Origin of the sequence: Devosia elaeis, assembly GCF_001650025.1 — a bacterium.
Classification (GTDB): Bacteria; Pseudomonadota; Alphaproteobacteria; order Rhizobiales; family Devosiaceae; genus Devosia; species Devosia elaeis.
In genome coordinates, this window is record NZ_LVVY01000130.1 from 1 (window position 1) to 15135 (window position 15135).

The 15135-nt window shown below is 61.5% G+C and carries 13 protein-coding genes, 2 tRNA genes and 1 pseudogene; 7 read left to right on the forward strand and 9 right to left on the reverse strand.

Annotated features, from left to right (window positions below; translation table 11 throughout):
* Positions 1–54: 54 nt before the first annotated feature.
* Complete coding sequence (locus A3840_RS17115; protein ID WP_067459760.1) at positions 55–1134, forward strand: transposase; 1080 nt, start codon at positions 55–57, stop codon at positions 1132–1134.
* Positions 1135–1282: 148 nt separating this feature from the next.
* On the opposite strand, the pseudogene istA reads toward A3840_RS17115, so the two are convergent.
* Positions 1283–2083 (reverse strand): annotated as a pseudogene (gene istA, locus A3840_RS17120) (IS21 family transposase); the annotation flags it as partial.
* Between istA and A3840_RS19185 the strand changes: the two are divergent.
* Positions 2022–2753, forward strand: coding sequence for a DNA-binding protein (locus tag A3840_RS19185; protein WP_082904009.1), 732 nt, complete (start codon positions 2022–2024; stop codon positions 2751–2753). The pseudogene istA and the gene A3840_RS19185 overlap by 62 nt on opposite strands.
* A gap of 25 nt (positions 2754–2778) precedes the next feature.
* Here A3840_RS19185 and A3840_RS17135 read toward each other — a convergent pair whose 3' ends face one another.
* The 4 genes from A3840_RS17135 to A3840_RS17150 all read right to left on the reverse strand — a co-directional run bounded on the left by A3840_RS17135 (position 2779) and on the right by A3840_RS17150 (position 6887).
* Entirely contained in the window at positions 2779–3075 is a 297-nt protein-coding gene (locus A3840_RS17135; RefSeq protein ID WP_067459772.1) for a hypothetical protein, read from the reverse strand.
* A complete protein-coding gene (locus tag A3840_RS17140; protein ID WP_131798362.1) occupies positions 3075–4628 on the reverse strand; it encodes a MobA/MobL family protein in 1554 nt (517 codons plus the stop codon). Before A3840_RS17140 ends, A3840_RS17135 begins: the two co-directional genes overlap by 1 nt.
* 126 nt (positions 4629–4754) lie before the next feature.
* Positions 4755–6689, reverse strand: coding sequence for a DUF6538 domain-containing protein (locus A3840_RS17145; protein ID WP_109442357.1), 1935 nt, complete (start codon positions 6687–6689; stop codon positions 4755–4757).
* A 123-nt stretch (positions 6690–6812) separates the two neighbouring features.
* Positions 6813–6887: transfer RNA gene (locus tag A3840_RS17150), tRNA-Gln, on the reverse strand.
* 170 nt (positions 6888–7057) lie between these two features.
* Between A3840_RS17150 and A3840_RS17155 the strand changes: the two genes are divergently transcribed.
* Positions 7058–7134, forward strand: a tRNA-Pro gene (locus A3840_RS17155).
* A 238-nt stretch (positions 7135–7372) separates the two neighbouring features.
* Here A3840_RS17155 and A3840_RS17160 read toward each other — a convergent pair.
* A complete protein-coding gene (locus tag A3840_RS17160) occupies positions 7373–9016 on the reverse strand; it encodes an ABC transporter permease (RefSeq protein ID WP_067459781.1) in 1644 nt (547 codons plus the stop codon).
* 3 nt (positions 9017–9019) lie between these two features.
* Positions 9020–10078 carry an ABC transporter ATP-binding protein gene (locus A3840_RS17165; protein WP_067459784.1) on the reverse strand — a complete coding sequence of 353 codons (1059 nt, stop codon included), beginning with the start codon at positions 10076–10078 and terminating at the stop codon, positions 9020–9022.
* 129 nt (positions 10079–10207) lie between these two features.
* Here A3840_RS17165 and A3840_RS17170 point away from each other — a divergent pair, with 129 nt between their 5' ends.
* The 3 genes from A3840_RS17170 to A3840_RS17180 are packed head-to-tail and all read left to right on the forward strand — an operon-like array spanning position 10208 to position 13083.
* Positions 10208–11197 (forward strand): extracellular solute-binding protein, encoded by a 990-nt coding sequence (locus A3840_RS17170; protein ID WP_165603208.1) that lies wholly within the window; start codon positions 10208–10210, stop codon positions 11195–11197.
* A gap of 39 nt (positions 11198–11236) precedes the next feature.
* Positions 11237–12253 (forward strand): hypothetical protein, encoded by a 1017-nt coding sequence (locus A3840_RS17175; RefSeq protein WP_067459789.1) that lies wholly within the window; start codon positions 11237–11239, stop codon positions 12251–12253.
* Positions 12250–13083: a DeoR/GlpR family DNA-binding transcription regulator gene (locus A3840_RS17180; RefSeq protein WP_082903994.1), complete on the forward strand. Its 834-nt coding sequence runs from the start codon at positions 12250–12252 to the stop codon at positions 13081–13083. The genes A3840_RS17175 and A3840_RS17180 overlap by 4 nt, the downstream gene beginning before the upstream one ends.
* Before the next feature lie 437 nt (positions 13084–13520).
* Here A3840_RS17180 and A3840_RS17185 read toward each other — a convergent pair whose 3' ends face one another.
* Entirely contained in the window at positions 13521–14021 is a 501-nt protein-coding gene (locus A3840_RS17185; protein ID WP_165603209.1) for a helix-turn-helix domain-containing protein, read from the reverse strand.
* 251 nt (positions 14022–14272) lie between these two features.
* Here A3840_RS17185 and A3840_RS17190 point away from each other — a divergent pair, with 251 nt between their 5' ends.
* Entirely contained in the window at positions 14273–14593 is a 321-nt protein-coding gene (locus A3840_RS17190; protein WP_067459798.1) for a helix-turn-helix domain-containing protein, read from the forward strand.
* 150 nt (positions 14594–14743) lie between these two features.
* Here the strand turns inward: A3840_RS17190 and A3840_RS19495 are convergent, their stop codons facing one another.
* Entirely contained in the window at positions 14744–15040 is a 297-nt protein-coding gene (locus A3840_RS19495; protein ID WP_131798363.1) for a hypothetical protein, read from the reverse strand.
* Positions 15041–15135 lie beyond the last annotated feature (95 nt).

A 15135-nucleotide genomic window follows, 5' to 3' on the forward strand; every position in this document is an offset into this window, starting at 1 on the left:
GATTGACGCTGAGGCTCACCCTGTTTGACGCGCAGCAGATCATGGAGCGCCATCATGGACCCGCATTCCCTTTTCAGCCTGAACGATCATCTTGAAGCCCTCAGCGAGCATGGCGATCCGCTCGAGATTTTGGAGCAGACGGTGGATTTCGAGTATTTTCGATCCTGGCTGGTCGAGGGGCTGGGTTATGGCGACGGCAGCAAGGGTGGCCGGCCGCCGTTCGATCCGGTGGCCATGTTTAAGATCCTGATCCTGCAGGCCCAGCACAACCTGTCCGATGCCCGCACCGAGTTCATGATCCGCGATCGCCTGAGTTGGATGCGCTTCCTGGGTTTCTCGCTCGGCGATCGCACGCCCGATGAGAACACCATCCGCCATTTCCGCAACCGCATGACCGAGACCGGCACGCTCAAGCGGGTGATGAAGGCCTTCGACTGGCAACTGCACAAGAAGGGCTACATCCCGATGTCGGGCCAGATCGTGGATGCATCGCTGGTGCCGGCGCCCAAGCAGCGCAATACCGACGGCGAGCGGGACGCCATCAAGGCTGGCAAGTCAGCCAAGCAGATCTGGCCAAACGAACCGGCCAAAGCCGCACAGAAGGATACCGACGCGCGCTGGACCCTCAAGATCGGCGGCAAGGTGCGCTACCGACCCGACGGCACGCCACTGCCCATGATCGCCATCCCGGTGTTCGGCTACAAAAGCCATATCAGCATCGACCGGCGCTATGGCTTCATCCGGGCCGCAGCGGTGACCTCGGCCAACCATCCCGATGGCCGGATGCTGCGCCAGGTCATTGACCGGGAAAACACCAGCAGCGAGGTCTGGGCCGATAGTGCCTACCGCTCGCAAAGCAACGAGGCCTGGCTGGCCGATCGCATGCTGACCAGCCGCATCCATCGGCGCAAGCCCAAGGGGAAATCAATGCCGATCGCGACCGCGCGGGCCAATGCGGTCAAATCCTCGATCCGCGCCCGGATCGAGCACGTGTTTGCTCACCAGAAAAACCGGTTCGGCCTGTTCATCCGCACCATCGGCGTCGCGCGGGCCGAGGCGAAACTGACGCTGGCCAATCTGGCCTACAACTTCGATCGCTTGGTCTTCCACGAAAAGCGCGCGGTCACGGCATGAGTCTGCCCGGGAACGGGGAAAATGCCCTTTGTGGGGCACCACAGGCGGTCAAAAACAGGGTCAAATAACGCCCAAATATGCCAAAGCGCTGAAATCAGCCGGCCATCACGGCATCATCGATCCTGAAGACACGGTTTTTGCGGGTCTCCAGCTCATCATAACTGCGGAACCGAAGACGCGGCGTGAAGAAGCGTTCCCGCACCAGGCCCACCTGGTTCTCGACCTGACCCTTCTCCCAGCCGGAGGCCGGCGTGCAGGCGACGGGGTCAACCAGATGATGGCCGCACATCTGCAGGAAGCGCCGATTATAGGCCCGCTCTTTGCCCACGAAGATGGTCTCGACCGCTGTCTTCATGTTGTCGTAGATGCCGCGCGTGCAGGCGCCCTTGAAGAACGCGAAGGCCCGATCATGAGCATCGAACACCATCTCCTGGGTCTCGCGTGGATAGGCCCGAACGAACATCATCCGGCTATGGCACAGCCTCACATGGGCAACCTTGACCGTTACCGTCGTGCCGTTGAGCAGCACGATCTCGTGGCTCCAGTCGAACTGGTACGCTTCTCCGGGCGCAAAGCTCAACGGCACAAACGCCGAAGCCACATTGGACGAGCGATCCCGGCTCCAGTTCCGGGCATAGCGCCGGACCGCATCATAGCTCCCCTCGTAACCGAGGCCCGCCAGTTCCTCGAACACCCGGATCAGCGTCAGCCGCTCGCGTGCCGCCTTCCCTTCGTTGGCCAGCAGCAGTCGGTCCAGCTCAGCTTGCCATGGGCCGATCCGCGGCAGCGGCTGCTTCTCGCGTTCATAGGAAAAGCTCGTCTCGCCCGAACGGATGATCTTGCGCACCGTATTGCGCGCAACATGCAGTTCCCGCTCGATCTGCTTGATGGACTTGCCTTGCACGAAATATGCCCGACGAACCCGTGCAATCGTATCCACGCCCTTCATCCCCCAACCGCCCGTCAAATCCAAAACAGGCAGTCTGCTCAACAAATCCAGGGGGTCAAAATTAGATGCCGATTACCCCCATAACGGGGTCAATTTTGCACGCCGAAACACAGCCGTCGCGCAGCTTCATCTGAACAACCAACGCGCCACCGCCGACGCGGTGATCGCCGCGATCGGCGGTGGCTCGAAACCAACGGTATTGAAGCATCTTAAAACATTGCGTGAGGAGCCGCCGCAAGCGGTGGACGACCTTCCGGCGGGTATCCTCGATCTGGTCCGGCCAGTCGTCGCGCAGATCTTTGCCGAGGGCCGAAAAGCTGAAGCGGTGCGAACCCGCGATCAGATTGAGCGGCTGCACCGGATGCTCGGTGACCTGGAGGCCGAGGTGGAAACGCTAGGGGCGGTCAATGCTGCGCTGGACGAGCAAGTCGTCGACTTGGGTCGGGAGCTCGATAAGTCCAGCAAGGCTCTGTCGAGCGCCGAAGCGCAGATCGTGGCTAGGGATCGCAAGATCGAGAAACTGACAGCACAGCTCAGCGAAAAGGAAATGGTCGCCCAGCGCCAACTCGCCGCGGCCATGAAGGGGTTTGAGCAGAAACTGTCGCTTCTGGCCGAGAACATGCTCTCTGCAAAGACCGCCCGGGTGAACACTACAGGCGATTCAACCTGATTGCGAAATCGAGCAGTCGAACGCCTCAGTCTGAGCGCCGGCCCAGGGCGGCCTCTATCCAATCCTCGCTCAAATCGACTGCAAACTGATCGCTCTTCAAGGCAATGCGTTTGACTGCCTGTTCAAGGCTGGTTGCGTCAATGGCCGTTTTCTCGGCCAACAGCGATAGCGTTGCCTCAGCGATCAACTGTCGCGCTCGGCTGACCGTCCGGCCCGACGCCGCCCAGGCCCGACGCTCCAAGTCCTTCTTAAGCCGAGACGCGTCCTGCAATGCGCCCTCAACAGACGTCAGGTCCTGGAGCGATTGGATAAGGCGAGACATCAAACGGCCCCTTCCCTTTCATCGTCCATGAAAATCGATCTCGTTTCCTCACCATGTCCATAGTAGTCAAGGTGGCGTGGATGAGGTCGGAACGGTCGGGACAAGGCGTTACCAGGAACGGTCATCGCAACAAGATCCTGCTCGAGCTGAAATATGCTCAAAAGGTCGGATCGACCAGCCAATGCGTGCATAGTCATCTGCTTTATGGTTCGGGCAGGAACCTGGCTCTCAGTTTCCGACTGCGCATAAGCCACCAATTGCGCGACCATCCGGATCAAATGCGGGTTCTGCCAACGACTGACGCGGCCTAACGTGTTGGCGCGCTCCTCCGGCCCTGCGGATTTCAACAGGCCGACTATGGCGTTAACGGCCTGAACGACGTGGTGCTTACCAAGTCGTTCCAGTCGAGACCAGTCAGGACCCGGCGAGGCAAGCGAAAACACGACACCCGGATCGGTGGGCACCGGCATAGGCATGCCGGAGGAGTCCATCAAAGTCAGATCTCGCCAACCTTTGCAGCGCGCCAGACTGTGCATGGCGCGAGCGCCTCGTTCTCGTATGGGCTCCTCAAGGAGTATCCTATCGCCTCGATCGACAATGAAGGCATCGCCGATCACCAGAACCAAACCAACGTTCTCGATAGGAATGTTCTGCTCGACACTTATCCCGCGCTCCATGAGCGCGGCCATGGCACTCTCGACGGAAAGCGGAGCCAACTCATCTGTGCTCGCCTGCAACGATGTGAGGACCGAAAGGTCGGCAAAGGCCTGCTCCAACGCGTCCAGCGCCGCCTGCCTGTCGGCGTTGAGCGCCTCGATCCGTTTTTTGATTTTCTGATGCTCGTCACGCAACTGGCGTTGTGCATCGCGTCGTTTCAAAATTGGCGAACCGCCTCCCGCCCGGCGGCCACCCAAAACTCTTTTTGGCAGTTTATCCTCGGGGGGCAGTGTGCCGTCACGCTCGACATTGGGGCGCGGATCGAAGCTTATTTCTAAACCCTGCCTTTTCGCCAGAGAATTGAACCCTTCAGCGACGCGAACGCGCACGTCAAAACGAAACCAGACATCGAGCTCGCGACATTTCCGTCTCGCGAATCCATCATTGGACAAAGCTCGCGTCGAAATCAGGCCGTGAAGATGATCGTTCGGCAATCCATCTTTGGCCGGCGATCTCTCCCAGTCGACCTGGACGGCCAACCCCATATCCACCAGTGGTCGAAAAAGCTCCTCTACGCAGCTTTCGGCCCATTCGGTGTTCAGCTGCCTGGGCCAGACAATATCGAAATACCGCGCCTCTCTGGAATCCCTGCGGCGCTCCGCCTCTCCGGCCGCCTGCCATATCCGATCACGGCTCCATGTCCCTGGATCGACGTCCTGGGGCACAAGAAGCCACTGGCGGACATGCGTCACGATGTGTCCACCGCGTTCTTTCTGAAGCGAAAGACCGTCGTGCCGTTCCCTGCCCATCTGGTATTCAGACCGCCCACTTGCGCTCCATCCGTCGCCTCTGGACACGCCGCCGAAACTCACACCGGGCAATTCAACCATCTGCATGTCCTGCTCCAATGTGTTAGTGAATGAACACGTCGCGAATGATCGAGCCAAACCCTGAAAGGCAGGCCATCACGAATGCGTCACCGCCTTAGCGTTGCGGACCATCACGATATCTTCCGGCCAACTCTATGGACGCGGCGCGGCCTTGGCTGCCTTCGACCACGGCGCAACCTGCTTGGCTTCCACCCAGGGCACCAACCGGATCGGCTGCGGCTCAAGATGCGCCGTCACCACCGGCAGCTTCAGCAAATGCTCCATTTGCTTGGCGATGCTGATTGGGCTGCAATAGCGCTCGGTCGTCTCGGAATCCCCTCCATGGCCAAGCAAATCTGCTCGGAACTCCTTCATGACTTCGTTCTGCTTGAGCTCGTCGCCGAAGAAGTGACGCACCTGATGTGGCGTGAAACCAACCGCGCGCAGCGATGAAAGCATCTGCTTGTAAAGTCGGTCTCCCAATAGCGAGCGCGAGGACGGCGAATAGAGATCTGGAAACAGGCGCTGGTAGCCCAGGGCCCTGATGGCTTCGACATACTCAAGAAAACCGAGCCGGATGATTTCGGGATGGAGCGCCAGGTTACGCACCGATTGCAGATTCTTGATGCGGCGGAATGCATTGGGCGCGATATGGATATAGGGAATATCGCCATTGTCCTGGATGACATCGTCCACCGCCAGCCCGCAATACTCCTCGCGGCGCGCTCCCTCATAGGCGGCCAGAATGGTGCAGTAATATTCGGCGCGGTGAAAGAACTCTGTCCCGGGCGTGTCGATATCGTCCCAATGCGCATAGCCGATGAAGACCGGCCTTTGGAACAGTCTCTGCACATCCGCTTTGTCCGGGATTGACCGCTGATCGCGGCCACGCTTGTTCTTCTTGGCGCGAAACGCCGTGGTCGACAGCTCCGGATCGAGAGCAACACCAAGACCGCTGCGGGCATATTTGAGAAGCTGCCCCAGGAATGTGAGGTGGCGGTTGCGCGTTGCACCTTGTAGCGTTCCGCACTCGGGTATCTTGTCTTGGGCGATGATACGGATTTCGGCAATGGAGCGCTTCTTGTCATCGGGGCTTTTGCCGAAACTCATATGCAACGAACGGAGGAAACCGTCGAAATCGGCGAGGTGGTCTTGGTGCACACTAGACAGATCGGCGATGCCGAACTCTTCTGCCATGTAGCGACCAAACAGGTCGAAAATGAACTTGGCCTGTCGAGCTGTCTTTTTGTCCCACTCACCGTCCTGAACGCGTTTGCTCTCCAGCGCCATTGCCACCTCGGCGATACCACCTGCTTTGCCCTGCGGCTTTGGTCGCACAGCAGCAACGTCCTTGGTGGCCAAGTCATTGTTAGCAATTGCAGCGGTCGGCGCGGGGGTTTGCGACGACCCTCCCCTCGCCTCCTCCATCAGCGTGACGAAATCCAGCTCGGAAACCGGCCGGTTTCCATAGCGCTGTTCGGCGCCCAGCAGGGCTTCGCCCAAAGCCCTGAGATAAACCGGCTGGGCCCGGGTCAGGCTGATCGCATTCACCTCGGCGCCCGCATCCCGGATATACCGCGCCAGACGCTGCCGGGAAATCTTGATTTCATCCCCGTCATGAAGCCGCGCGATGTGTTCAATCACCTTGACGATAAAATCGGCGCCACGCCCTTCCTCCAGCAGCCGCTGCTGTTCCTCTTCATGGATATGGGCATTGGCGCCCTGCTCCGACAGCAGCCTATAAGCTAGGCCCTGTGCCAGCTCCGTCTCCAGCAATTCGGCGCGCTCGGCCGTTGGATTGGCCCGCTCGAGATCGGCCAACAGGCCGAGCTTCTGCTGGTGCTCCACCAGCACCGCCTTGAACAGGGAACCGAGCTGTTCCCGGCTGATCTCTGCGCTCTTATCCACAAACACCTCCATTGCCCGCGCATCGAGTGGCGGGACCAGGCGACGGGCAACGGCCACGTCCTTGGTTCTGAGGTTCACCTTGACATGAGAGATTCGCAAGCGTGTTGCGATGTGAGTCGGCAACCGCCGCTGCCAGTAATAGACGGCGCCTCGACGAAGAAGATGGGGTCCGCGTGCCATATGTACCTGCCTTATGTATCACAGGCATGTACCCCAGTTACTGCGACTCGACCCCCAGAACACGATTGTTCTGGATAACTCGAAGTCCGTAACGCAAGGGATATTGACAGACATGCAGAATCATGGCTGGGGCGCCAGGATTCGAACCTGGGAATGGCGGTACCAAAAACCGCTGCCTTACCACTTGGCGACGCCCCAACTGGCGCGGTTCCTACACGGTTTGACCGTGCTTCGCAACACGATGTCGAGGCCTGCGGAAAAGGTTGTGGGAAGCGCTTGAACAGAGGCGGGCGCGAGGCTATAACGCCGCCACGTCGTGACGCGCCCGGAGCTTTCCGGGCAGGAATTTCCCGAGGTCACACGCCTGACGGAGTATAGCGCAGCCTGGTAGCGCACCTGCTTCGGGAGCAGGGGGTCGCGTGTTCGAATCACGCTACTCCGACCAATGGAACCGGGCCTCTTCGGAGGTCCGGTTTTTTGTTTCCGGCACAGTTCCCGCCAAGGCCGGCGGCAAGGCCATACCGACGCGGCGGCCGCGATCGCCGCTTCCAGCGCCCCGGCATCGCCATGATGCCGGGACGGCGTGCGCCGGCCTGCCCTTTGTGCTCACTGCCGCGCCGGCAAAACAAAACCCCGCGGGACCCGGTCCCGCGGGGTGAGATGGCTTGCCGATTGCGCCTGGGCTAGAGCAGCGCCTGCTCGTTGCGGCCCATGAGGCGGAAGGCGATATAGACCGCGATGCCGCTGAGCACGAGCAGGATGGTGGACATGGCCGCCGCCGTGCCGAAATCGCCGTCCAGGATCAGCAGGTAGATGCGCACCGGCATGGTGATGGTGGAACCCACATAGAGCACCAGCGAGGAGGAGAGCTCGTTGATGGCGGTGACGAAGCTCAGCATGCCGCCGGCGATGATGCCGGGCACGATCAGCGGCACGGTGATGCGCAGGAAGGCCTGGAAGGGGCTGTAGCCGAGGGAGATCGCCGCCTCCTCCAGCGAGGGCGATATCTGCCGCAGGGCCGAGGACGTGGTGCGCACCGTATAGGGCAGGCGGCGGATGAAGATCGACAGCACGATGATCGACGCCGTGCCGGTCAGCACCAGCGGCCCGGTATTGAAGGCGGCGATATAGGCGATGCCGATGACGATGCCGGGCATGACATAGGGGATCATGAAGGCGCCATCGAGCAGCGAGGTGTTGAGCGTGGTCCGCCGGGCCACCAGCACGCCGACAATGGTGCCGACGATGACGATCATCACCACGGCCGAGGCCGAGAAGGTGAGCGAATTGCGCACCACGTCGCCCAAGTTGAACAGGATGCGTTCATAGCTCTGCAACGCGAAGCCGTCCTGGAACACCGGGCCATTGGTGCGGCGCAGCGAATAGATGACCGAGATGATCACCGGCATGGCCCCGCACAGGCCGATGAAATAGACCGCGAAATGCGCCAGCACGTTGCGCCAGCCCTTGAGCTTTATCTTGGTCGGCTTGTTGATCATGTTGCCGTGATAGACATTGCGGCGCGACATGAAGCGCTGCAGCAGCACGAAGACCAGGGAGACCGCGATCAGCACCACGCTGATCGTGGTGGCCATGGACATGTTCGAGCCCACTTCGGCCGAATAGAGCGTATAGGCCTCGGTCGCCAGCACGTTATAGCCCCGGCCCAACAGGCGCGGCGTGCCGAAATCGGCGATGGACTGGATCAGCGCCAGCAGCCCTCCCGCGGTGAGCGCGGGAAACACCATGGGGAAGGAAATCTTGAAGGTGCGCTGCAGGGGCGTGAGGCCCAGGCCCTCCGCCGCTTCCTCGAGCGAGCGGTTCACGTTGGACAGCGCGCCCGACACCATCAGATAGACGAAGGGATAGAATTTCAGCGCGAAGACGACGAGGATGCCGCCGACGCCATAGATGGGCGGCATCATGATGCCGAAATCGCGCAGCCAGGCCCGCACCACCCCGCCCGCGCCGAACAGCACGATCCAGGAATAGGCGCCGATAAAGGGCGGCGAGACCAGCGCCAGGATGGCGAGCAGCGAGACGAAACGGCTGCCCTTGATCTGGAAGCGCGAAATGCAGAAGGCCATGATCGAGCCCAGCAGCAATGCGCCGGCCAGCCCGCCGAAGCCGACCACCAGCGTATTGATGAAGGCCCGCTGGAAGCGCGGCTCGGCGAAGAACCGCAGGTAATTCTCGATCGTGGCATTGCCGGACGTGTCGAAGAAGCTCGACAGCAGCACCGAGCCGACCGGGATGAACAGCAGAAGCAGCAGGATGCCCCAGGTGCCGATCATCACCAGGGTCCAGAAATCGAATTTGCGGGACATGGCCTAGCCCTCCAGGGACAGACGTTTGCTGTCGGCGTCGAAAGCCATCAGCGCGCTGCGCTCGACCAGGACGGAGACCGCCTCGCCAGGGGTCCGGACGGCGCCGAGCGCGGGATTGGAGACCTGCACCACCAGGGCGCCGGCAGGCGTGTCGACCAGGACATGGGCCTCGCGGCCGAGATAGGTGAACTTGCTGATCGTGCCGGCCAGGGCGACCGCGCCGGAAGGCGCGCCCTGCCCCGCCTCGAGCAGGGACAGCCGTTCCGGCCGGATCGTCCAATGCGCCGCATTGGCGGAAATGCCCAGTTCGGCGAGCAGCTTGGCGCGCCCTTCCCCATCGGCGAGCGTGTTCAGCGTGCCCACGAAATTGGCGACGAACAGGGTCTGCGGATTGCCGTAGATTTCCTGCGGCGTGCCGATCTGCTCGATATGGCCGGCGCTCATGACGCAGATGCGGTCGGAAATGGCCAGCGCCTCTTCCTGGTCATGCGTCACATAGATGGTGGCGATGTCGACGCGCTTCTGGATGTCGCGGATTTCCTCGCGCAGTTCGATCCTCAGCTTGGCGTCGAGATTGGACAGCGGCTCATCCATGAGCAGCAGGCGCGGATTGATGACCATGGCGCGCGCCAGCCCGATGCGCTGCTGCTGGCCGCCGGACATGGCGGCGGGTAGCCGCTCGGCCAGGGCCTGCAGATGCACGGCGGAGAGGGCTTCGGCCACGCGGGTCTTAATCTGTTCGGCAGGCACCTTGCGCGGCTTGAGGCCGAAGGCGACGTTGTCGAACACCGACAGATGCGGAAACACCGCATAATCCTGGAACACCATGCCGATATCGCGCTTGTGCGGCGGGATGGCGCGCAGGTCCTGCCCGTCGAGCATGATGCTGCCGCTGGTCAGGTCGTTGAAGCCGGCAATGGCGCGCAACAAGGTGGTCTTGCCGCAGCCGGACGGCCCCAGCAGGGTGAAGAATTCCCCACGCTCCACGGAAATGGAGACGCCGTTCAGCGCCCGGAAGCCGGTGAACTGCTTCACGCCGTCGGTAACGGTCAGATAGGCCATGCAAGCCCTCCCCTAGCCTGTTCTCATTGTGTCAAAATTGTAACCACGATTTTCGCCTTGCAACAAGTGGAATGTCGTTTCATGATCGTGGCGGATCAATTTTTGATCACGGGAGAACAGGAGGAAATCATGCGTGTTGCAAAACGAACATTCCTAGGCATGGCACTGGCGCTGGCGGTAACCACGGCCCTGAGCCCGGCTCTGCAGGCCCAGGAAGGCCCGGTGGTGATCTATACCGCCCATAAATCCTCGATCGTGGACCGGCTCCTGCCGGTGTTCGAAGCGGATACCGGCCTCAAGGCCGAAGTGGTGCAGCTCGGTTCGGGCGATGTCGCCCGCCGCGCCCGCGCCGAAGCCGGCGCGCCAGCGGCCGACGTCATCTGGTCCATCTCGGGCAGCCAATTGTCCGAACTGGCCGATATTCTCGAGCCCTACAACCCGCCCGAATTCGACACGATCGACCCCCAATTCGTCACCGATGTCGCCTGGACCCCCTATACCTCGGTGGTCTATGTGCTGGCGGTCAATACCGACATGCTCTCGCTGGACGATGCGCCCAAGAGCTGGGCGGAGCTTGCCGATCCCAAGTGGCAGGGCCAGATCGCTTCGGCCCGCGCCGACAATTCCGGCTCGGCCATGCAGCAGCTCCAGGCGGTGCTCACCATTTTCGGCGATGAAGGCTGGGACACCTATGCCGAAATCGCCAAGAATTTCGTGCTCACCGATTCCTCGGGTTCGGTGCCGCGTTTCGTCGCCGACGGCGAAACCTCGATGGGCCTGACGCTGGAAGACAATGCGCTCGAATATGTGCATGGCGGCGCGCCCATGGGCGTGATTCTGCTCTCCGACGGCACGGTGGCGACGCCCGATGGCGTGGCGCTGGTCCGTGGCGGACCAAATCCGGAAGGCGGCAAGGCCTTCATCGATTGGGCCCTGTCCAAGTCCACCCAGGAATTGCTGGCCAACGAGATCGGCCGCCGCTCGGTGCGCACCGACGTGGCTCCTCCTCCGGGCACGCCCAATCTGAGCGACGTCAATGTCGTCCGGCCCAAGCCCCTGATCGATCTGGGCGGCGCCGAAGGCGTGCTCGGTCTGTGGCGCGTGGCCATCGGCGAATAAGCCTCCGACAACCTGGTATTATGACGGGACCATATCCGAATGCAGCAATTGGAAGCCTTCACGCTGGGCAAGAAGTTCAGCGCTCCACACGCCAATGAGGACTCTCTCGTCATCATGCCCAATCGTGGTTACGCCGTCATCGACGGCGTAACCGACCGCAACGGCACCCGCTACAACGGCATGCTCTCGGGGCAGTTCGCCTCGCGCATCGTCCAGGGCGCCATCGAGAAATTCATCCTGGCGCAGGGCGATGCCAGCCAGCCCGACCTGCAATATGCCGGCGGCATGCACTTCATCGATTATCTCGGCCGGGCCATCCATGCCGGCTATGTCGCCAACGACGCGCTCGATGCCGTCACGGCCGACTGGAAGCTGCGCGGCGGCTGCACGGTCATGGCCGCCATGATCATCGGCGACCGGCTCGAAGTGGTGGCGCTCGGCGACAGCGGGTTGCGCATCAACGGTAATGACGTGTTGCAGGTCCTCAAGCCGCTGGACGACGTTACCGCCATCATGCGCCGCGAAACCTGGCGCTATTTCGAGGCGCTGGACCGCGATACCGAAACCTGCGACCGCCTCGCCGCCGCCATCACCTGGCTGGGCACGCGCCACCAGGCCGCCGGGTCCGAAACCGCCGATGCTGGCGTCCTGGCGGAACTGGAAAGCCGCTCGCTCGCGGCTTGCCGGGCACATCTGCCGGCCGTTCCCGCCGCCGAGATCGAGGCTTTGGTGCATGGCGGCATCTGCCATGCGCAGGGCGATTTTCAGAACGTCACCGGGCCCGTCCTGGGCTATGGCGGGCTCGATGGCTTCGCCGTGCCGGAACGATATGTGGAGACACGTTCCTACCCACTGGCCGAAGTGGAAACGATCGAGCTATTTTCCGATGGCTATTTCAAGCTGGGAGAGGGCTTCGGCGTGGCCGCCTGGGAACAGGCGTTCCGCGAGGTGGAGGCCGAGGACTTGCACAAGATCGGCCGCTATATGAGCACCAAGGGCACCACCGACATTGCCTTGACCGATGACCGCACCTATCTGGGCGTGCGGTTGAAATGAGCGGTCATGCGCGGATGGATTCGCCCTATTCCGCGCCGGACACGCCCGAAAGCGGCATGGCCGATCTCAACCAGCGCCAGGCGCAGATCCTGGAGGCGGTGCGCGCCAATGGCGCGGCCGCCGTCTCCGAACTGGCGGCGCAATTCTCCGTCACCACCCAGACCATCCGCCGCGACCTCAAGGTGCTGGGCGAGCGCGGCCTTCTGGTCAAGGGATTCGGCGGCGCCTTCGCGGCGCCTGGCGTCGCCCGCTATACCTATAGCGAACGGCACAGCACCGAGATCGAGATCAAGCGGCAGCTTGTCGAGGCGCTGCGCCCCTTCCTATTCAACGGCGCCACGATCTTCGTGGGCCTGGGCACCACCTTCCACCACCTGCACAATGTGATTGCCGATTTTCCCGGCGTGCTGATCGCCACGCCCAATCTCGAGGTGATCTATACCTGCGCCCTGCACACCGATGCCACCGTCTATGCCTATGGCGGCTATGTGCGCAACAAGGACACCTCCATCCTCACCCTGGGCGGCGGCAGCCGGCAGAAATTCAAGTTCGACATCGCCCTGATCGGCGCCAGCGCCATTGACCGGGATGGCGCCGTGCTCGAATTCGACCCCATGGAAGTCGAGCTCACCCGCGAAATTCTCACCCAGAGCCGCAAGGTGATCCTCGTCGCCCATGAGGGCAAGTTCGACCGCAAGGCTCCCCACCAGGTCACCCATCTCGACGATATCGACGTCATCGTCACCAATAGCGATCTGCGCTCGCACCTCGACAATGCCACGGCCCTCGCCCGGCTCCAGGTGGTGACAGTAGCGCCGGACGGCACCTGACGGCATTTCACGTTCAAGCGGAAGCGGTTCTATCCCCCCACCCACCGCTCGTCACCCTCGGGTCAGGCCCGAGGGTGACGATCCGGATTGGGCTGGAATCGCGGCTCTTGCCTCTCACCCCTTAAGAGAGAGAGAGCGATTAGAACCGTGTCCGCTTAAACCTGAAGGCGCTAAAAGTGTTGACGGACACGAGGTTTGCACATTCCGGGATAATGCGGGATGGTAAGGGACATAACGGCACAAACGCCGGGAAATCATGGCCTTACGGGCCGACAGAAGGATGACGCGACCAAGGGGGAAGGTTTGCGCACATCGGGAGTAGCGGGCGGTTTGCGACACGAGGTTTGCGCAACCGCCTGTAAATTCAAATACATTGAAACCCACCTTTCAACGGCATTTAAAAACCGTTCAAACCGGCTCGTCGTGACTGACCACGATCAGGCCGATTGTTTACCAGACGCCGCCCGTCTGCCTTTTTCGAGCAACTCTCGCTCCAGCTGATCGAGCGCCATCAGCAAAGCCCCGCGCTGTTCATCCTGGGTCTCGGCGACGGCCACGATCCGGTGATACATCTCCAAGCCCAGCTCGACCTCGTTGACGGTCTGGAGCCTGCCGCCGACCTTTTCATAGGTGCGGCGAATGCCGTCAATCACGCGGGAAAACAACCACTTATCCAATTCGTGCGCACCATCATCATCCGCAGCGCGGGGCTCGGCGCTCATCTCCCCCTTGCCGGTTGCGAGCCAGGCTACCGATACAGGCCCAGCGCCCGCCAGGGCGACCAGGCGCGGGCGTGACGGCTCTGATGCACCTTGAAGATATTTGTCGATAACGCTCCTTGATAGGCCGGACTTGGCTGCAAGCTGTCCGCGCCCTCCGGCCATTTCAACAAGCTGCTCCATCCTGCGTACAAACGTGTGATCTGCGTCAGACTTCACGTTCATAACTCTGACATTGCCGCACACAAACGTCTGCGCGTGTCAGAGTTTGCGATAATCTTTGAAATACAATGATTTAGAAGCCTAACTGCGGACGCTCTCCGCCATTCGAACTCTGACGCGTACAAACGTGGTTGCAAATCGCGTAAGTTCATGTGAATGTATATCTCGAACGTGTCCATTTTACACCGCACTTATCGCCCCTCGGACAGCACTCCTGGAGGCGATGAAAACGAAAGCGAAGGCTCTTGATGGCGAGACCCGCGCGCATTGCCCGCAAAGGCAAAGGCTGGCACCCCGAAGAGATCAAGGCCGCGATCCGCATGCGCGGCAAGACCATGAGCGAGCTGTCTATCGCGAACGGGTATCACGAAAGCGCGCTACGCCAGGTCCTGCGCAAGCCGTGGCCTGCGATCGAACGCCTTGTCGCCGACTTCCTGGGTGTGGACCCCCAGGAAATCTGGCCCGACCGATACGGGCCGGACGGGATGCCAAACCGCCCCTTATTCGGACGTGTGAAGTTTATCCCGAATGCGCACGTTCGTCAGCGTAAAAATTCACGGGCGGCATAAACATGCGCGCCCCGACCAATATGGGCATAGCGCCTTGGAATGAGCGCGGCCTGACCAACCTCGAACGCGATCGCATCAGGGCGGCCTGGGCCGTCAAGATGAACTATCGCGCCGACCATTATCGGCGCGAGGTTGAGCGCCTCGACGTGCTCATGCAGGCCGAAGGTAATCGCGGACGCTCCCGTCATACGGATCAGCAGGGTTCGGAGGTGGAGCAGTGAGCCATTGGTCCGCCAGCAAAAGCGGCACGGCGATGCGCAGGTCAGCGTTGTGGTGCGCCAGCCAGCTGACCTTTTCGCGGATCACCTGCTGGAATGCGTCCCGGTCGAGCGCCCCGCTGCGCTCCAGGGCCGACGCCAGCGCGCAAATCAGGTGCGCTTGGCCTTGCAGGGTCCAGTCCATTTCCTCGCGCAGGTCGGCGTCCCGACCGATATCAGTTTCTCCCATTTCCCTCTCCTTGGGTTTGTTGAGCCATCCGAAGGTAGGGAAAGGCGGGCGCGGTGTCACCGCCGCGTCCGCCATCTCGATCCGGGAGGCGCTGG